Raw genomic sequence first — 18981 nt, forward strand, 5'->3', positions numbered from 1 at the left:
CCTCCTTTTTTATCATTTATTTTTGTCATGGAAAACGAATAATACCATAACTAAAATGAATACGTCAATTAATTTATCCCTATTGTGTCACTCCACTGATTATGACTCAATGCGAAAACTAGTATCGTTAAATGTTAGAAAATCCGTCCAATTAGACAAAAATATTAAAAGAAGCCGCACGAATTTCGTGGGGCTTTTATAAAAGCTTCATATAATAAAAAAACAAGCCCAATTAAGGACTTGAGAAAAAAGGGGGAGGAATTAATATTTGTAACTTATAGATACAATACCCTTTTTTCTTTCTATTAATCTATTAATTACGGGAAATTTTAGTAAATAATCAGATATTTAAAAGTGGAGCAACTCGGATTACAGGTGCAATCCGAGATATCACTGATGCAATTCTTACCTAAAGTAGTGCAATAGCGTCATAGGTTGGGGCAATTCTACTCGGTGGTGATGTTGTTGCGACCTGAAGCTGCGCAATTCACCTCTGAAGCAACGCAATCACGGTACGATCATGATATAAAACAATTGATCTAACAGTTTACTACATGATTAAAAACAATAAGTAATCTACCATTAATAATTAATACCTACATTACGACATGAAGGAGAGTGCGCTGTGAAGGAAATAAAAATGAAAGGATGGATACAGTTAAAGAACTTAATATAGAAAAACAGTAAAGAAACCCAGCTAATCTTCTCATGTGAAGGTAGCTGGGTTTTAAATTTGGATGTACAAATTATCACTTAAAATAAGCCAAATTATCTTTATTTATACTTTATTTGCGAATTCCTGTCTCCTTTGCTAACTTTTTATACGTTTCTGTTTCATTTTGTATTGATTTTGAAAAACCTGCAGAGTTTAAATAAGCGGGTTCTAGTTTGATTTTTTCTAAATGCTTGATAAACTCCTTATCTTTTTCCATTTTTGAGATTGCTTTATCCCACTTTTTAACGATTTCATCAGGAGTATCGGCTGGTAAAGACAAACCAGTCCACCAATTTACTGTTAATCCATCCAATCCTTCTTCTTTTGTGGTAGGAACATTCGGGAAAATAGGATTACGTTCTGATGATTGAACCGCAAGCAATTTAATTTTTCCTGCTTCAACAAGAGGTGCAAACTCTCCAACCGTATGGACCGACAATACGACGTGTCCTCCTGCTACCTTCGCTGCAGAGTCAGCTGCACCTTCAGATGAAACTATTCGTGTTTTGCTATAATCAACACCTATTGATTGTAGCCATTGAGCTACTGCAAATGCCGAAAATCCAGCGGGTCCCACAGATGTCCAAGTTAATTTATTAGGATTCGCTTTTACCCATTTTGAAAAATCTTTAAAGCTATTCCATTTAGCATCAGTCTTTACTGCATAAGCAGTTGTTCCTGCTGCAATCCGGGCAACAAATTTATTATCACTAATCTTTATAGTTGGATTTGAATTTCCTGCTTCATACATCGTTGTAGAGGAATTATTATTAACGAGTACAGTATAGCCATCCGGTTTAGCCTCTTTTAATGCATACTGTGCGCCAATGATTCCGCCACCGCCTGGTTTATTCGTTACAACAATAGGCTGACCCCACTCTTTGCTTAAATAGTCTGCAACCGAACGTGCTGCTAAATCTACGCCTCCACCTGCTCCAAATGGTACAACAAGCTCAATTTGCCTAGTCGGATAGTTTATATCTTTACTACCCTTATCACCGGTTTCCTTATTAGTAGTTTCAGTTTTTGTGGAGCATCCTGAAAGAATAATCCCAACAAGCATTAATAGAGTGAGCGATAACATGAACAATTTTTTCATCATAAACCTCCACTCGTTTTTTATGAGATTTCCATTTGTTCTCCTGTTTCTTGTAAAATTCTTCTTTTCGTTCTTTTCATTAGAATGATAGAAACGATCAAAATAATCACAGCCAATAGTAGTATGGTTAGCGAGATAGGCCGTTGAACAAAGATGGATAGTTTTCCTGATGACATTTCCAACGATTGTAAGAAATACGTTTCTATTTTTGGACCTAGAACCAGGCATAAGATAAACGGAACAATAGGCCAACGAAATTTGTTAAATAAATAGCCCAGTACGCCAAATATAATAGCAACGACAACATCGAACATACTATTTCTTACAGAATATGCACCAACAAAACTAATTAAGAGAATAATTGGAGCCATTATGCCAAATGGAACATCTGTGAGCTTTGCCCACAATCCTACCAAAGGCAGATTTAAAATTAATAGAATGACATTCCCTACAAACATACTCGCTATAATCGTCCATACGATTTGACCATTTTGTTCAAATAATATCGGTCCAGGTGTTAATCCATAGATCATTAGCGCAGCAAGTAATACAGCTAATGGTGGTGATGAAGGTAATCCCAATGACAGCAGTGGGATAAATCCTCCTGAGCTTGTTGCGTTATTGGCCGATTCGGGGCCTGCAACCCCTTCAATCGCACCTTTCCCAAACTTCTCTGGATTTTTTGAAACTTTTTTTTCTAAATCATAAGCCAAGAATGCAGTAATCGTCGCCGAAACTCCTGGCAGGATGCCAAGAAAAAAGCCAAGTACACTCCCTCTTAAAATCGGGAAGCTGCTTTGTTTTAAGTCGTTTTTACTCGGATAAATATTTCTAATTTGTACAGGTTTCTTAGGTACCTTTAAAGAACGATTTTCTTCAAGTCCTTTCAATACTTCGGCAATGGCAAATAAACCAATGATGATGCTAATCATCTCAAATCCGCCAGTCAGGAAACTGAAGCCAAAGTCGAATCTTGGTTGTCCTGTAGTCAAACCAATACCAACCAAGGAGAATAAAAAGCCAAGTAAGCCCATAATCGCTGATTTTTTCAGGGAAAAGCCTGTTAAATTAAAAAGTATCAATAAGGCAAATAACATTAATGTAAAGTACTCAGGTGGTCCAAATTTTAAAGCCTGGTTTGCTAGGAAAGGAGCAAAAAGGATAAGACCTACCAAGCCAATAATACCCGCTATAAAAGATCCAATCGCTGCAATTCCAAGAGCAGCACCTGCTCTTCCCTTTTTTGCAAGAGGATACCCATCCAGCGTGGTTGGCACAGACGACGATTCACCAGGGATATTCATCAGGATGGCAGTCGTTGAACCTCCATACATAGATCCATAGTAAATTCCAGCCATCATCATCAAGCCTTGAGCAGGGTTAAGAACAGTTGTCACTGGCAAGAGAATCGCAATCGCTGATGTTGGACCAAGCCCGGGAAGGACTCCGACTAAGGTTCCAAGCAAAGAACCAAGCAGGACAATGAGCAGGTTGGAAGGAGTTATGACTTCACCAAATCCATTTAACAGATATATGACCGATTCCATAAGAAACTTCCCTCCTTTTTTAAAAAGTAAAAATTCCACTTGGAAACGGTGTCTTAAGAAATACAATAAACAGCAAATAGAAAACACCAGTAATCGTCCCTGCTATCAAGATGGATTTGATCCAACGATATTTTCCAATAATTTTTATTAAACAAGCAGCTGCTATTAATGTGCTGACTACATAACCAGCGAACTGGATTAGCAAGCAGTAAAGAAACAGTATTACAATAGAAGAAACTAAGATGAGAAGAGTTTTTCCAGTCGGTAGCTCTGCTTTTTTCTCATCGGTTTTTCTTTCAAAAAACAACGCTAACCCGAATACCACAAGAAGAATACCAATTAAACCAGGAAAGACATGGTCACCTATCAATAAATCTTTACTATAAGGGAACAGCGTTTTAGCTTCATGTAGGGATAAGAGACCCAACAGTATCACGATGAATCCACTAATTTTTTTCTCGGTAAATAGCTTAAAGGTCATATCCTACCCCCTCTTTTATTTTTCTTAAGGCCTGTTTAACACTTTGTAATGGTTCTCAATACATTTCCTTAATTTGGAAGAGTCATGTTTTTGTAACATTCCGATTTGCCAAGTGTTCCATCCAGGAATCGTACAACCGATCAGGTTTTTGGATGTTTCCTCTCAGACATGATTAAAAAGACTAGTAAGATTTTCATTAAGGTATCGCTACTATTGGAGCTGGATTAATCTGGTTCTTTTTTTCGTTTTGTATAGATTCGCAATTTACTGATTCTGTGGCTGCTGCCTTCAAGATCAGCCTTGACTAAAGAAGCATCAATCACTTCGACATCGTACCGTTTAACATTTTGACTGATCAATACAATTTGAATAAAATTGTTTAAAAATTCAGCACTATGTACACTCAGACTTCGCTCCCCCTCTAAATCTATGTTACACAGAAAAAATAATTCATTTCCCTGAAGTATTTTTATGACCCTATCTGAAATAATATCAGCTAGTCTTTCTTGAGATTATTTGGTTTATCCAGCAATATGGGGAGTAATGGTATGTTCTGCCATGGTCGCCGAAGTGGTGCAATTCCTCTTCGAAGTGGCTTAATTCCTCTTCGAAGTGGCGCAATCCTTCTTTGTAGTGGTGCAATTCCTCTCGAAGTCGTGCAATCCTTCTTTGAAGTGGTGCAATTCCTCTTCGAAGTCGTGCAATCCTTCTTTGAAGTGGTGCAATCCTTCTTTGAAGTGGTGCAATTCCTCTTCGAAGTCGTGCAATCCTTCTTTGAAGTGGTGCAATCCCTCTTCGATGCGGCTCAATTCTTCTTCGATGCGGCTCAATTCCTCTCCGATGCGGCTCAATTCCTCTCCGATGCGGCTCAATTCCTCTCCGATGCGGCTCAATTCCTCTCCGATGCGGCTCAATTCCTCTCCGATGCGGCTCAATTCCTCTCCGATGCGGCGCAATTCCTCTCCGATGCGGCTCAATTCCTCTCCGATGCGGCTCAATTCCTCTCCGATGCGGCGCAATTCCTCTCTGAAGTGGCGCAATTCCTTACTGAAGTGGCGCAATTCCTTTCCTAAGCTTCTCAATTCCTTTCCGAAGCGGTGCAATTTCTCTCCGAGCACTAGCCCATCACACCCCAACCACGCTCAACTTCAATTTAAAATTCCTATACAGTCTCTATAAATTCCTCCATTACACGACTCCAACCACTGGCTTCTGATCTTACAGTATCCAAGAATTTTTGTAGGGCTGGTGATTTCCATTTATCCTTATGGTAGAGCATTTGTGTGACAAATGGTTTTTCCGATGGAGGGGTAATTTGTCCAGTTATTTTTCCGGAAATGAGCTCTTTTTTTACCGTCATTAATGGCAACATCGAAACCCCGAGTCCACTCATGACACATTGTTTGATTGCTTCCACACTCCAAAATTCAAGCGTATCATCTCCAACAATACCTTCCTTTTTAAGGATCTCTTCAAAGTATTGGCGATAGCTGCAGCCTCTTTCCGTATATAAGAAGGTATCTTCTTGACTAAATTTATGTTCCTTCCCTAAAGAGATATTAGCCGGAAAGAGAAAGACCATGGGTTCTTCCACTAAGATCTCTGCCTCTAAGTCCACCTCTTGTTTTTCTTGATCAACGATAAAAGCGAGATCGATATTCCCATTTCTGAGTTCATTTCTTAGCTCGTAACAAGAGCCTGTTTTTAGCATGATCTTCACGTGTCGATATTTTTGACGAAAAGTTTTTAAAATGGGGGGCAAACGATAAATCGTTAATGATTCTGATGCACCTATCACGATATTTCCTTTTGGTTCTTGTTCTGGTGCTGTTATTTGTGTTGCTAGTTTTTCTAGTTCGATCATTTTCTTGGCGTAAGGAAGCAAATGCTCTCCGACTTCTGTTAATTTTATTTTTTTACCAAGACGATTGAATAATGGCTGACCCAATTCTTGCTCAATGGATTGAATATGTGACGTAATGGTCGATTGTGCATAGCCCATAAAGTCAGCGGCTTTGGTGTAACCACCTTTTTCAACAATGGTTTTAAACGTTACTAAATGGCGAATTTCCAATGTCATGTTCACCTCGATCGTTATTTTCGATTGTTTTCATCATTACTATCTATTTTACTGATGACATCCTACTGATTACAATAGGAATAAGTTATCAAATAAACATAGTAGCGTCTAAAACGTAAGGGCCCTTTCAATAACAACAATATAGTGTTGACGCCGGTACTCTATGTTAGAGAAGGAGAAATTTTAATGAAGAAAAAATTAGGACCTTTATTATTAAGCGGATTATTAATCGGCCCCATTCTCGGTTCGGGGATTATTTTATTACCTCCACTGATATATAAAACGACTGGAGATTATGCCATTGTAGCTTGGATCATGATTCTCACCATTGGATTTCTATTTGCTATGCTTTTTGGTAAGTTAAGTGTCGCCTTTCCAAGTGAAAAAGGAATTGCGCATACAGCGGAACTGGCTTTTGGTCCTCTTGCCAGTAAGTTATCAGCTTGTTTTTTTATTGGAGCAACCTTTATTGGACCCATGGCTGTTTTAATGACGGCCAGTGTCTATATTCATCAACTGTTCCCAGGTTTTCCTTCATATATCTATGGATTCATGCTTCTTCCTATTTGTGTAGGGATTTTGCTCACGAATATTCGGTTTATTAGCAAAGTATCCTTTATCTTTGCAAGCGTTGCGGTCATTATTTTACTAAGTGGATCTATCGTAGCTTTGTTTCATGAAAAAAATGCCGCCGTTTTCGAAACGAATTTTCATCTAGGATCGTTTGGCTACGGCATTCTATTATTGTTTTGGGCATTAGTCGGTTGGGAAATGATCGGTAATTATAGCTTAGAAGTCAAAAAACCTCAATCGACCATACCTCGAGCCATTGTTCTAAGTTCTATTGTGGTTACTTTGGTTTCAGTGTTAGTTGCGCTAGCCATTCAGCGTGTCCCTGAATCAAATCATGTTGGAGATACAATTATTGGAATTTTAACGCCCCTCTACGGTAACTGGGCAGGACCACTCATTTCATTTATAACGATTGTTCTTTGTATCAGTACTTACTTACAGGTCATGGGAAGTGTAACAAGATTAATTGCTAGCATGACGCAAGATACCCGATGGATATCCCTCCTTGCCTATCGAAATAAACGGAATATCCCAATTACAGCCATTCTTGGATTGAGCTTGATCCATATATGTGTCTTGGTTCTTGTTTCACTTGATCTATTAAACATCCAAAAAATCGTCGCTGTCGCCAATGCCTTCTTTTTATGTAATGCCTGCTTTGGCATTGCTGCAGGCTGGAAACTCCTTGACGGATGGTTATATAAAGTCATCACCACTGGATTATTGGCTTGTTTTTTAGTCATTCTCGCTTTTTCATCGCTATGGGTAATTGGCATCATAGCTTTGATCTTAGCAAGTTTTACTTTAATTCATTTAAGAAAAAGGAGTTGTTTGACTTCGTGATTTAGTTGTTAATTCTGATGTCCTAACATCAATCAGCAGCATACTCTAAAAAGGAGTTGCTGCTTTCTTTTTGACTATCGTCAGATGCAGCTTTACTTTTATTCTTCTTAAACCAAATAACTTTACTCTCTTAATGTAAAAAAGAGCAGGAAATCTTGCCTGCTCAATTTCAATCCATTTATCACCTTCAAAACTACTTTTACTTGAAAATATGACTACATACAATCTATTCAATGAAATAAAATCTTTATTCCTTCACAATATTCAGAGGTATTTTACCTTCCAAAACGTCTATCACAGCATCTGCAGTTAATAAGCCCACGTCATGATATATTTGATAGGTTTCAGCTGCAGTGTGAGGTGTTGTTACAATATTAGGCAAAGAAAACAATGGATTGTCTTTAGCAACAGGCTCATCTTCAAACACATCAATAGCTGCAAAACTCAACTTTTCAGAGTTTAAAGCCCAGTACAGTGCCTGTTCATCTACCAAAGCACCTCTCGCCGTATTGATAAAATAAGCCTTATCTTTCATCTTTTTAAAATTTTCTTTATTCATGATATGATAGGTCTCTTTAATACTAGGTAAATGCATGCAAATGATATCACTTGAACGTAATGTCTCATCTAAAGATAACATTTGAACATGATACTCTTTGGCCTTTTCAAAATTTGGATATTTGTCATAGGCACATAGATTAACATCAAAACCTTGCATTTTTTTAGCTACCATTTGGGGGATGTTCCCAAATCCTAATAGACCTATAGTCTTCCCGGATATCTCATTTCCTACAAATCTCTCCCAGTATCCCTTTTTTGTCGATTCATTTAGATTGGGAATATTTCTTAAAGCAGAAAATATGAGACCGATGGTTAACTCTGCGACACCGTTAGCATTTAATCTTGGAGCATTAGTTACCGTGATACCCCGCAATCTAGCTTGATCTAAATTAATATTATCAATCCCTACACCGAATCTTGAAATAACTCTTAGCTTCGGTGCTATTTGAAAAATATTATCATCCCATGTGTCAACCCCAGCAATAACTGCATCAACATCAGGAACATATAGTTTTAATTCTTGATCAGTCATAGGTCTGCCGTACGGATTTTCGATAACTTCTAAACCATGTTGTCGTAATTTTTCTTTTGCTTCTTTACAAAGTACAGAATAATTTGTTGCCGTTACTAATACTTTTTTACTTGTGGACATGTTGTGTCCTCCTTTTTCTATTTAACTTTTATTGGTTTGACTTCACCGAGTAAGAATAAATAGTTTAGTGCACCCAATATGACTAGAACAGCTGTTAATAATAGAGCTGGAACAAAAGATCCTGTAAATTGCACAATAAATCCAGTAATGATCGGTCCTAGAAGTCCAGCCATATTTGAACATGTATTCTGTATGCCACCTAAAGTCGACGCCATATTTTTTGGAGCAATTTCAGCTGGCATAGCCCATACTTGGGATCCTGCAAACGTTAGTCCCGCATATGATAAAGACATCAAGGTAATAATTATCCAGTTTGTATCTATTAATGCTGCTACACCAATCGTTGTAGCTACTATTAATCCACTAACCAAAAAGGTCTTTCTTACACGAGTAACAGCCATGCCTTTTTCATACAATTTGTCTGAAAGCCACCCCGCGAAAAGTTGAGAAAAAATAGCAACCAAAGGTGGAATCATAGAGACAAATCCCATGGTCATCATTTTCATCCCTCTTTCTTGGATGAGATAGGATGGGAACCATGTGATAAAAAAGTAAGCTGTATAATTAATAGAAAAATGTCCGAGACACAAGGCCCACACATTACGGTATTTTAGTAACTGATACCACTTTAAAGAAGGTTTTTCCCCTTCTATATCATCCTTATCATGACTATGAGTCTGACCCTCTTTGATATAATCCAATTCTGCTTGGTTAATATACTTATGTTTTTCGGGATCACGATAATAGGCAAGCCAGATAACAATCCAAACGAAACCTAATAAACCAGATAGTAAAAAGGCAGCTTTCCAATCTAAAATCGTGACAATCCAAACGATGAATGGCATAGCTATGGCCGTTCCAAATTTAGAGCCGCTATCAAAAATAGATGCTACTCTAGCTCTCTCTTTATCTGGAAACCATTTTGCTGTAATTCCTGCGTTACAAGGATATGCCCCTGCTTCACCCATTCCTAGTAATATCCTTAATCCGAGTAATGATCCAAATCCTCGTGCGAGTCCCGTCAACATCATGGCTATCGACCACCATGCCACCGATATAGCTAAGCACAACCTTTGGCCCACTTTGTCTGCAAACCATCCAGATGGGATCTGTAATATTACATATGACCAAAAAAATGAAGATAATATAATTCCCATTTCTCCTTCTGATAGATGAAAATGACTAGATAATGATGGGGCTACTACGGAAAGAACCGTACGATCAATATAATTTATCGATATAACACCCCACATTAAGATAGCGATATTCCACCGTACCCTCGTTCTTTTAACTAGAGTATTTTTAGTAGACATAGGTTTACTTCCTTTCCTGTTGATGACATTTTGGTGTTAAAACCATTTTCTTGTATTGATTTGAAAGCGCATACAATTGATTGATTTCTAATTGATTTGTTAAAGAAAATTGACGATAATCTTGCGTTCTAGTATAAAGTCCACAGGTTAGCCCATCTAGAGTTAGGCTATATTTCGCATTGGCGGGATACATCTGCTTTTCGATTAGAGAGGATATGCTTAAGAAATTTTCTAGACTCTCCGCTAATTCAAGATTTGAATGCCAATTTTTTAATAACCAAACATATAACTCAGGGTGAAAATTAGCCATAATACCACTATAACCTGCAGCACCTAGTTTTATAGATTCTAATAATGTGGCCGAATTAGCATTATAGATTTTCAATTGTGTTCCTTCAACGGCCTCTAATTTGGCTTTAATATTTCCAATATCACAACTCGTATCTTTCAAGAAATAGAATCTCCCAGTCTCTGCACACCATTTTAATAATTCTGGAGACATGATTCTTTTGTATGGAAAGGGGCATTCATATAATCCAAGAGAGATATCTTCTGGGATATGTTTTAGTAAATTTTCAGTATTTCTTTTCCATACTTCATCTGATTCAGCTTCTTTCGCAAGGCGGTTTGTGATCAGAACAACAGCATCTACACCTTGTTTGGCCATGCCAACAACATCCTTCAATTGTTCACCGAAATCATCTGACACGTGACCTGAAGCAATAACAGGGATTTTTCCGTTAACCTGATTCTTTACAAAAGATGCGATTTTTTCTCTTTCTTCACGGGTAAGTTCAAACATTTCACTCGACTGACATACTGCAAATAATCCACTCACGCCTCTTTGCATATACCAATCGATAAGTCCCGATAATGTTTCATAATCAACCTCATTTTCTTTTGTAAATGGCGTTAACATCACTGGCCATACTCCATTTGGAAACGTATTAATCATCCCTAACACCTTCTCTATCTATTATTTTAATTCTTAAATTGTCGTAAAACTTTCATCAACGGATTATCTCTTTGACTAAAAAAGATACATAAATCTTTATAATGACTATATAGCTCATGATAAATATCAACATTCTCTTTGATAGGTCTATAACATATCTGGCTTGTTTTAGACATTCTTTTTGATGCCTCATAAATGGAGCCATAGCCTCCTTTTTCAATACCAGCGGCGGCTGCCCCATACATAGCAGAACCAAGTGCAGGTGTCTGCAGTGATCGACCTACAGTGATTTCCATATTTGTTACATCAGCATAAATTTGCATCAGCATATTATTTTTTAATGATAAACCGCCACATGCACGAAGTACCTTAATATCAATGCCGCCATTCTGAAAACTTTCAATGATATGCCTCGTGCCAAATGCCGTTGCCTCAATAAGAGAGCGGTAGACCGCTTCAGGTTTTGTTCCCAACGACAGGCCAATGATCGCACCGGATAAATCATCATTAGATAGCAGTCTGCTTCCATTCCACCAATCAAGCGCCAATAACCCACTTTCACCTGGTTGTAATTTTAAGGCTTTTTCTTCTAATAATTGGTGGATATTGATTCCTCGTGATCTGGCTTCTTTTTCATAGTGAGCAGGGACACATTCTCGCGCAAACCAATCAAACATATCTCCAGTAGCAGATTGACCGGCTTCGTAAGCATAGATACCTGGAAGAATCGCATCTTCAACAACAGAGGATATACCTGGGATGAACCGTTCTTTATCACTCAGTACAATATGACAGGTTGACGTTCCCATGATCATAACCATCTCATTTGGATGTGTGACATTGAGCGCTGGAACAGCTACGTGAGCGTCGATCATTCCAACGGCTACTGCGGTACCAGGCTCTAGACCCATAACTTTTGCAAATTTTGAAGTAAGGCCTCCAGCTTTAGTTCCAACAGGATGAATGACAGTACTCATTTTTTCTGTAACCACGTGTTCAAGACGAGGATCTAGCGCTTTAAAAAAAGACGTCGAAGGAAAACCTTCTTTTTTACTCCACATCGCCTTATAACCACTAGTACAACTGCTTCTTACCTCTTTTCCTGTCATCTTAAGAACAATCCAATCTGCTGCTTCAATAAATTTATAAGCGTCTTGGTAAATATCCGGTGCTTCATTTAGTATTTGCCAAACTTTTGGGATAAACCATTCCGAGGATACTCCGTTGTTAAAACGCTTAATAAATCTCTCTCCTCTTTTTCGTGCAATTTGATTTAATTTATCAGCTTCAGGCCATGCCGCATGGTGTTTCCATAGCTTCACCCATGCATGCGGATTATCTTGATATTTCTTTTTTTGGCAGAGGACATTTCCTTCCTTATCAATAGGCATCATAGTACAAGATGTGAAATCTATACCAATCCCAATCACTTGGCTTTTATCAACCCCTGATGTTTGCATGATGTCTTTGACCGTAGAGATGAGAACATCAAGATAATTATCAGGGTTCTGCAAAGCCCAGTCTTTTCCCAATGGTTGATTTGATCCTGGTAGATACTTATCTATAACGCCATCTTCATATTCTTTCACTGATGTTGCGATCTCATCACCATTAGATATGTCAACTAACACGGCTCGGCAAGATAAAGTTCCAAAGTCAAGTCCAATCGTATATCGAGTTGTCATAAAATATAATCCTCCACAAATTGTTATTTCCCATATAATGGCCCGAAATTAGCACATGCCCGAAAATCCGCACTTTCTAAATCACTTGTTCCAAATGAATTCCAAACACTTGGCCTAAAGATAAGTTTCTCATCTACGTTATGCATCGTTACAGGAATTCTCAATAGGGAAGCTAATGTAATCAAATCTTTTCCAATGTGTCCATAACTTATAGCACCATGATTGGCTCCCCAGTGATTCATAACTGAATAAACATCTTTAAATGCTCCTTCACCTGTTAATTTAGGGGCGAACCATGTTGTTGGCCATGTTACATCTGTACGTTCATCTAATATTTGGTGAATATCTTGAGATAATTGAATCGTATAACCTTCGACTAATTGAAGAACTGGTCCTAAGCCATCGATTAGATTAATCCGACTCATAGTAACTGGCATTTCCGCATCAGTAACAAATTTAGACGAAAACCCACCACCACGAAAATATTCTGTATTTCCTGGATACCATGTGGTTGCTTTTAAACACTTATCTACTTCCTCTTTTTGTATCTCCCAGAAAGGTTTTAATTGAGGTTTGCCTTCTTTTTCTAATTTCCCACATGCATCAAGTGCAGCTGAGCCAGAGTTAATTAGATGTATGATGCCTTCCTTCGCTTTTCCTTGTAGTGTCTTTCCTGTCACTCGCTTGACACTTTCAGGACTCCAAAATGTACGTACATCAGCAAAAAGTTGTGGCGTATTCGTTAGTAGATAGTTGAATAACATAGACACCGCATTTAGGCTGTCATTCTCTGTTGCAAAAATATAAGGAGCTCGGATTCCATTCCAGTCAAAAGAAGAATTTAAAATGGCTTCAGTAAAGTCTCCATTTGGAAAGTGATCAGTCCATTGTCTTTGTCCTTGGAACCCACCAGCTAATGCAAAGTGACCCTCAGCTTCTTCTTCAAAACCCAGATTAGCTAAACGAGGATTACCAACCATTAAATCACGTGCAATAAGCGTCATTTTTACGACCATTTCCCAATCATCATTCTTTTGCTCTCGAGTACGTTGATTTTGTAATTTATTCTTATCATCTCCCTCTTTACAATGTTCCTTTGTCCATTTCAGTGCCTTTTTATATTCTTCTTGATCATATATCTCTTCTTCGATACGGCGGATAAACTCAGACATATCAACATATTCATTTCTCATCCCTAAATATTTTTGAAAGAATGAAGGTTCAACAGCTGAACCAGCAATCCCCATGGATACACTCCCCATAGCTAGATAGGAGGTACCTTTCATCAAAGCCACTGCGAGACCGGCTTTAGCAAATTGTAATAATTTTTCTTGTACATCTTGCGGTATTCGATCATCACTTATATCCTGAACATCTTGACCGTAAATTCCAAAAGCCGGAAGCCCTTTCTGATTATGTGCTGCTAAAGCTGCGGCTAGATACACTGCCCCGGGTCTTTCCGTCCCATTAAAACCCCAAATCGCTTTTGGTATGGATGGATCCATATCAATGGTTTCTGCTCCATAACACCAACAGGGTGTTACGCTAATCGTTAACCCTACATTTTCTTTTTTGAATTTCTCTGCACATTCCGAAGCTTCACGAACACCACCTATGGTCGAATCAGAAATGATACACTCGACGGCTTCTCCATTTGGATAACGAAGATTGTTAGATAGTAATTCTTTTACTGACTGTGCCATGGTCATTGTTTTTTCTTCAAGGGACTCACGGATACCTCTCCTTCTACCATCAATAATCGGTCTGATACCAATACGTGGCATCATTCTGTTTAATGTATTTCCCATATATACTCCCCCATAGTTAAATTCAAGATTGAAACGTTTCATATTTAATTTGTATGCGCTTTCAAAATGATTATTATAAATTTTTTTAATTTGGAGTGGATATTGAATCTTTCATAATAAATTCCGCTTCTAATTTAATCACTTTTGTTGGTATCGTAGGATCATTCAATCGATCAATCACGAGTTTCGCCACGTAATCTCCTAGTTCTTTCATAGGTTGACTAACAATTGAGAGGGAAGGTTTTATGACTTTAAAAATAGGTAAATTATCAAAACCAACCACAGAAATATCACTTGGTATTTTTATATTTGCTTCATTTATGGCTTGAATGACACCTAATGTCATATCATAATTTGTCACAAAAATGGCTGATGGTCTATTCTCTAAACTAAGTAGATCTTTGCACAACATAAATCCACTGTGCATATAATAATCCCCAAATTTAATTAATTTCTCATCTACTTCCAAATGATATTTCTTGTGCATTTCTAAAAATCCATTCAATCTTTCCTTAGCTGTTGATACCTTTTTAGGCCCGCAAATAATAGCAATTCTTTTATGCCCTCTTTCAACTAACGTTTCAACTACTTTCTTTGAGATATCAAAATTATTGACTACAACAGCGTCACATTGCATATCAGGTAATATACGATCTACAAGAACAACGGGTATTTTTTTTAGTATGATTTCCTGAATTTCAGAGATGGTTTCTCCTGATGGTACGACAATTAGCCCATCCACTTGTTTTTTCATTAATAGGTTGATTTTTTCTCTTTCGACTTTTGGGTCTTCTCTATAATTACAGATGATGACACTGTATCCAAATTTCGATAAATACATTTCAGTATATGACATTAAATGTGTACAAAAATAATTCTTCATTGATGGAATAATAATCCCAATGGTTTTAGATTCGTTTGTTTTTAGTCCTCTTGCCATTTCATTTACTTTAAAATCTAATTCACGAATGGCTTTATCAATCAACTTGCGGTTTTTTTCGCGAACTTTGCCACCATTAATGTATTTTGAAATTGTTCCAAGTGACAAACCTGTATACTTTGCTATATCTTTAATAGTGGTGGCCATGACCATCCTCCTCTCTTAATAAGGTGAAACGTTTCATGTTGCTATGTATATTAAATAGTTCTAAAATGATGCTAACGAATTTAAAATCAACTATTCATTATTTAAAATTTGTCTACGTAAGTACAATTACAAAGTCTATTCTTAGTCGAAATTGACATCGTTTTCACCAATGAACCATAACCATATTCATCACGAGGAGGGAAAAACCATGTTTAACGAAAATCACATCATCCTACCCGCAGTTAATAAGATGAAAGACTTTGAAAAACTTATGCGTATGCCATTGAACTATATTATCATTCTCGATAGTCATATCGCCCAATTACAGGCGATGGTGAAGATGGCTAAGCAGTACAACAAAAAAGTCTTACTCCATGCCGACTTAGTGAATGGGTTAAAACATGATGAATATGCAGCTGAATTCATTTGTCAGTACATCCGTCCACACGGTGTCATTTCGACTAGAGGGACCATTCTTTCTGTGGCAAAAAAGAGAGGATTAATGACCGTTCAGCGCTTTTTTTTACTAGATTCATTGGCATTGAATACGAGTTACCGAACGTTTGAGAAAGTCAATCCCGATATGATTGAAGTATTACCTGGGCTCGTGCCTAAGATGATAAAATCGATCAAGCAAAAAACAGGGCGTCCGATCATTGCTGGAGGTTTAATGCATACAAAAGAAGACATTCAAAATGCCTTTGCCGCAGGTGCCACCGCTGTTTCAACATCCGATAAAACGTTATGGCTTCAAGATTAGATAAGATGATCATTGATGCCATCGTCTAAAGTGTCAACTCATTCCTTTAAACAAAATAAACATTCTCAAAAAGTCAAGTGACAATTTTTAAAACTTTTGTATTGACAACGCTTACATTACTAAGCTATCATGTAATTAAGTTAATAAAATGTGAATTTTGAGAAATGAGCTCACAGCAAGATATGTTTAAAGGTCTTTTCCCTTTAATCTGACTGTTGTGGGTTTTTTTCATGCTTTAGTAAGGTAAATGAAAGATACTGGGAAGAAAAATCAAAGTATCACAAGGAGGAACAACATGTCAGCCTATTTTGCAGAATGTGTAGGTACGATGATTCTCATTATTCTCGGAGGCGGCGTTTGTGCTGGTGTCTCTTTAAAACATTCTTTCTCTCAAGGTTCAGACTGGATTGTGATTGGATTTGGTTGGGGCCTCGCCGTAACAATGGGTGTTTATGCCGTGGGATCCATCAGTGGTGCTCATCTTAATCCTGCTGTTACCTTAAGTTTCGCGTTAATCGGGCAGTTTGCTTGGGGTCAAGTACCAGGCTATCTCCTAGCTCAATTGATCGGAGGGTTTCTCGGAGCATGCATTGTCTATCTTCATTATTTACCCCATTGGCGCGCGACGAAAGAACCTGAAGTGAAGCTCTCCGTCTTCTCCACTGGCCCTGCCATCCCGCAGACTTTTTCTAATTTGCTCAGTGAGATTATTGGAACTTTTGTCTTAATCCTAGGTTTATTGACGATCGGAGCGAATAAGTTTACGGAAGGTTTAAATCCTTTGATTGTTGGCTTTCTCATCATTAGTATTGGCTTATCTCTTGGAGGAACCACCGGTTATGCCATTAACCCAGCTCGTGATTTAGGGCCGAGACTCGCTCATGCTCTCCTACCTATCGCTGGGAAAGGTCGTTCAAATTGGCCTTATGCTTGGATTCCTATTGTAGGTCCACTACTTGGCGGGAGCTTTGGGGCCTTATTCTATCAAAGCGTTTTTTTAAAAAAGACTTCTAATCTATTTTGGGTTACCGGCGGCCTTCTTCTTATAATTATCATTGCAGCTTATGTTATAGAGAAAAAACGAGGTGCACGCGTGAATACAGCTGAAAACAGTCAGCCCCATTCTTTATAGATTTTAAATCATCTTTATTTCAAGGAGTGAATATACATGAAAAAGAAATATATTTTATCGATTGACCAAGGCACAACGAGTTCAAGAGCCATCATTTTTGATCACGAAGGGCATATCATTCAAGAAGCACAAAGAGAATTTACACAGTTTTTCCCAAAACCAGGATGGGTTGAACACGATGCCAATGAGATTTGGTCTTCCGTCATTGCTGTCATTGCCGAGGCCATATCGACAAGTGAGGTATCACCAAAAGATATTGCAGGTATTGGTATCACGAACCAACGTGAAACTGCCGTGGTTTGGGATAAAACGACAGGTCACCCTGTTTATCATGCGATTGTTTGGCAGTCTAGACAAACATCGGATATTTGCCAAGAATTAAAATCTCAAGGACACGAGGATCTTTTTAAAAAGAAAACAGGCTTAATTCTCGACGCCTATTTCTCTGGCACAAAGGTCAAATGGATTTTAGATCATGTCCCAGGCGTAAGGGATCGGGCAGAAAAAGGAGAACTCCTTTTTGGAACAATTGATACATGGCTTATATGGAAACTCTCGGGAGGCAAAGCGCATGTGACCGATTATTCCAATGCTTCAAGAACGTTAATGTACAATATTTATGACTTAGCGTGGGATGACGAGTTGCTCGACATTTTAACCGTTCCTAAACAGATGCTTCCAGAGGTTAAATCATCCTCGGAAGTCTATGCCAAAACGGTCGATTACCATTTCTTTGGAGAAGAGGTCCCTATCAGTGGGATTGCTGGTGATCAAAACTCTGCCCTCTTTGGTCAGGCCTGTTATGAAAAAGGGATGGCAAAAAATACGTATGGCACGGGATGCTTTATGCTTATGAATACGGGGGAAAACCCTGTTCAAAGCGAGAATGGCTTACTTACAACCATTGCCTGGGGCATTGATGGCAAGGTTGAGTATGCTCTAGAAGGAAGCATTTTTGTTGCGGGTTCAGCCATTCAGTGGTTAAGAGATGGTCTGCGTATGATTAAAACATCTCCTGAAAGTGAAGCTTACGCATCCAAAATCCAATCAACCGAAGGAGTTTACTTTGTTCCCGCCTTTGTCGGACTGGGTACACCTTATTGGGACACAGATGCACGAGGGGCCATTTTTGGTTTAACTCGGGGAACAACGAAGGAGCATTTTATTCGTGCGGCTCTCGAAGCACTTGCTTACCAAACAAAAGATGTATTGAATACGATGGAAAAAGATTCAGGCATTCAAGTCAAACAACTGCGAGTGGATGGCGGCGCCTCGCTTAACAATTTCCTAATGCAATTCCAAAGTGATATCTTGAATGTTCCCGTTGAAAGACCAGAGATAAATGAAACAACAGCTCTTGGTGCCGCCTATTTAGCCGGCCTTGCCGTTGGATTCTGGTCTGATCGAAAAGAAATTGCCGACCAATGGAAAATTGCGAAATCCTTCACAGCCACATTAACAGATGCTGAAAGAGAGCACTTATACACTGGGTGGCAAAAAGCCGTTCAGGCAACACGCGTGTTTAAGTAAAAGTTTTTATAAGCAAAACAGTTGTGACATTTTACACAATCAACTATACTTTAATTACAAGTTAATATCGGTCAAGGATACTGAGAGACCACAATACACGATGAAGAGTTTACACTTTTTCATGGCGTATTTGTGGTCTCTTTTTTCTTACTAAAATAAA

16 protein-coding genes are annotated in these 18981 nt (G+C 38.2%); 5 read left to right on the forward strand and 11 right to left on the reverse strand.

Annotation, left to right across the window (positions count from 1 at the left end):
• Window positions 1–785 precede the first annotated feature (785 nt).
• From GMB86_RS09955 to GMB86_RS16010, 4 genes are all read right to left on the reverse strand, one after another.
• A complete protein-coding gene (locus tag GMB86_RS09955; RefSeq protein ID WP_155219234.1) occupies window positions 786–1814 on the reverse strand; it encodes a tripartite tricarboxylate transporter substrate binding protein in 1029 nt (342 codons plus the stop codon).
• Window positions 1815–1834: 20 nt separating this feature from the next.
• Window positions 1835–3361, reverse strand: a complete 1527-nt coding sequence (locus GMB86_RS09960; protein WP_155219236.1) for a tripartite tricarboxylate transporter permease — start codon at window positions 3359–3361, stop codon at window positions 1835–1837.
• Between the two features lie 19 nt (window positions 3362–3380).
• Window positions 3381–3842, reverse strand: a complete 462-nt coding sequence (locus GMB86_RS09965; protein ID WP_155219240.1) for a tripartite tricarboxylate transporter TctB family protein — start codon at window positions 3840–3842, stop codon at window positions 3381–3383.
• A 224-nt stretch (window positions 3843–4066) separates the two neighbouring features.
• Window positions 4067–4201, reverse strand: coding sequence for a hypothetical protein (locus GMB86_RS16010; RefSeq protein WP_268987310.1), 135 nt, complete (start codon window positions 4199–4201; stop codon window positions 4067–4069).
• Window positions 4202–4390: 189 nt separating this feature from the next.
• Between GMB86_RS16010 and GMB86_RS15535 the strand changes: the two genes are divergently transcribed.
• Window positions 4391–4915 carry a soluble NSF attachment family protein gene (locus tag GMB86_RS15535; protein WP_196220184.1) on the forward strand — a complete coding sequence of 175 codons (525 nt, stop codon included), beginning with the start codon at window positions 4391–4393 and terminating at the stop codon, window positions 4913–4915.
• Window positions 4916–5004: 89 nt separating this feature from the next.
• Here GMB86_RS15535 and GMB86_RS09975 read toward each other — a convergent pair whose 3' ends face one another.
• Window positions 5005–5916 carry a LysR family transcriptional regulator gene (locus GMB86_RS09975; RefSeq protein WP_155219245.1) on the reverse strand — a complete coding sequence of 304 codons (912 nt, stop codon included), beginning with the start codon at window positions 5914–5916 and terminating at the stop codon, window positions 5005–5007.
• A gap of 192 nt (window positions 5917–6108) precedes the next feature.
• Between GMB86_RS09975 and GMB86_RS09980 the strand changes: the two genes are divergently transcribed.
• Window positions 6109–7338: an APC family permease gene (locus GMB86_RS09980; protein ID WP_155219248.1), complete on the forward strand. Its 1230-nt coding sequence runs from the start codon at window positions 6109–6111 to the stop codon at window positions 7336–7338.
• Window positions 7339–7585: 247 nt separating this feature from the next.
• Here GMB86_RS09980 and GMB86_RS09985 read toward each other — a convergent pair whose 3' ends face one another.
• The 6 genes from GMB86_RS09985 to GMB86_RS10010 all read right to left on the reverse strand — a co-directional run bounded on the left by GMB86_RS09985 (window position 7586) and on the right by GMB86_RS10010 (window position 15399).
• A complete protein-coding gene (locus GMB86_RS09985) occupies window positions 7586–8551 on the reverse strand; it encodes a phosphoglycerate dehydrogenase (protein ID WP_155219251.1) in 966 nt (321 codons plus the stop codon).
• 17 nt (window positions 8552–8568) lie between these two features.
• Window positions 8569–9864, reverse strand: coding sequence for an MFS transporter (locus tag GMB86_RS09990; RefSeq protein WP_155219254.1), 1296 nt, complete (start codon window positions 9862–9864; stop codon window positions 8569–8571).
• A 4-nt stretch (window positions 9865–9868) separates the two neighbouring features.
• Window positions 9869–10819: a dihydrodipicolinate synthase family protein gene (locus tag GMB86_RS09995; RefSeq protein ID WP_155219257.1), complete on the reverse strand. Its 951-nt coding sequence runs from the start codon at window positions 10817–10819 to the stop codon at window positions 9869–9871.
• 26 nt (window positions 10820–10845) lie between these two features.
• Window positions 10846–12504: a ribulokinase gene (locus GMB86_RS10000; protein WP_155219259.1), complete on the reverse strand. Its 1659-nt coding sequence runs from the start codon at window positions 12502–12504 to the stop codon at window positions 10846–10848.
• A 23-nt stretch (window positions 12505–12527) separates the two neighbouring features.
• Window positions 12528–14312, reverse strand: a complete 1785-nt coding sequence (locus GMB86_RS10005; protein ID WP_155219261.1) for an L-fucose isomerase — start codon at window positions 14310–14312, stop codon at window positions 12528–12530.
• A gap of 85 nt (window positions 14313–14397) precedes the next feature.
• Window positions 14398–15399 carry a LacI family DNA-binding transcriptional regulator gene (locus tag GMB86_RS10010; protein ID WP_155219264.1) on the reverse strand — a complete coding sequence of 334 codons (1002 nt, stop codon included), beginning with the start codon at window positions 15397–15399 and terminating at the stop codon, window positions 14398–14400.
• Between the two features lie 208 nt (window positions 15400–15607).
• Here GMB86_RS10010 and GMB86_RS10015 point away from each other — a divergent pair, with 208 nt between their 5' ends.
• From GMB86_RS10015 to glpK, 3 genes are all read left to right on the forward strand, one after another.
• On the forward strand, window positions 15608–16159 hold the full coding sequence (locus GMB86_RS10015; RefSeq protein WP_155219267.1) for a glycerol-3-phosphate responsive antiterminator: 552 nt from the start codon (window positions 15608–15610) through the stop codon (window positions 16157–16159).
• Window positions 16160–16454: 295 nt separating this feature from the next.
• Window positions 16455–17291: an MIP/aquaporin family protein gene (locus tag GMB86_RS10020; RefSeq protein WP_155219270.1), complete on the forward strand. Its 837-nt coding sequence runs from the start codon at window positions 16455–16457 to the stop codon at window positions 17289–17291.
• A 36-nt stretch (window positions 17292–17327) separates the two neighbouring features.
• Window positions 17328–18821: a glycerol kinase GlpK gene (gene glpK, locus GMB86_RS10025; RefSeq protein WP_155219273.1), complete on the forward strand. Its 1494-nt coding sequence runs from the start codon at window positions 17328–17330 to the stop codon at window positions 18819–18821.
• Window positions 18822–18981 lie beyond the last annotated feature (160 nt).

This window comes from Terrilactibacillus tamarindi (genome assembly GCF_009718825.1).
Classification (GTDB): Bacteria; Bacillota; Bacilli; order Bacillales; family Sporolactobacillaceae; genus Terrilactibacillus; species Terrilactibacillus tamarindi.

Coding starts and splice junctions, on each gene's coding strand:
- GMB86_RS09965 (WP_155219240.1), bottom strand. CDS start 3,842: ATGACCTTTAAGCTATTTACCGAGAAAAAAATTAGTGGATTCATCGTG.
- GMB86_RS09980 (WP_155219248.1), top strand. CDS start 6,109: ATGAAGAAAAAATTAGGACCTTTATTATTAAGCGGATTATTAATCGGC.
- GMB86_RS15535 (WP_196220184.1), top strand. CDS start 4,391: ATGTTCTGCCATGGTCGCCGAAGTGGTGCAATTCCTCTTCGAAGTGGC.
- glpK (WP_155219273.1), top strand. CDS start 17,328: ATGAAAAAGAAATATATTTTATCGATTGACCAAGGCACAACGAGTTCA.
- GMB86_RS10020 (WP_155219270.1), top strand. CDS start 16,455: ATGTCAGCCTATTTTGCAGAATGTGTAGGTACGATGATTCTCATTATT.
- GMB86_RS09955 (WP_155219234.1), bottom strand. CDS start 1,814: ATGAAAAAATTGTTCATGTTATCGCTCACTCTATTAATGCTTGTTGGG.
- GMB86_RS10015 (WP_155219267.1), top strand. CDS start 15,608: ATGTTTAACGAAAATCACATCATCCTACCCGCAGTTAATAAGATGAAA.
- GMB86_RS10000 (WP_155219259.1), bottom strand. CDS start 12,504: ATGACAACTCGATATACGATTGGACTTGACTTTGGAACTTTATCTTGC.
- GMB86_RS09985 (WP_155219251.1), bottom strand. CDS start 8,551: ATGTCCACAAGTAAAAAAGTATTAGTAACGGCAACAAATTATTCTGTA.
- GMB86_RS10010 (WP_155219264.1), bottom strand. CDS start 15,399: ATGGCCACCACTATTAAAGATATAGCAAAGTATACAGGTTTGTCACTT.
- GMB86_RS09995 (WP_155219257.1), bottom strand. CDS start 10,819: ATGATTAATACGTTTCCAAATGGAGTATGGCCAGTGATGTTAACGCCA.
- GMB86_RS09990 (WP_155219254.1), bottom strand. CDS start 9,864: ATGTCTACTAAAAATACTCTAGTTAAAAGAACGAGGGTACGGTGGAAT.
- GMB86_RS10005 (WP_155219261.1), bottom strand. CDS start 14,312: ATGGGAAATACATTAAACAGAATGATGCCACGTATTGGTATCAGACCG.
- GMB86_RS09960 (WP_155219236.1), bottom strand. CDS start 3,361: ATGGAATCGGTCATATATCTGTTAAATGGATTTGGTGAAGTCATAACT.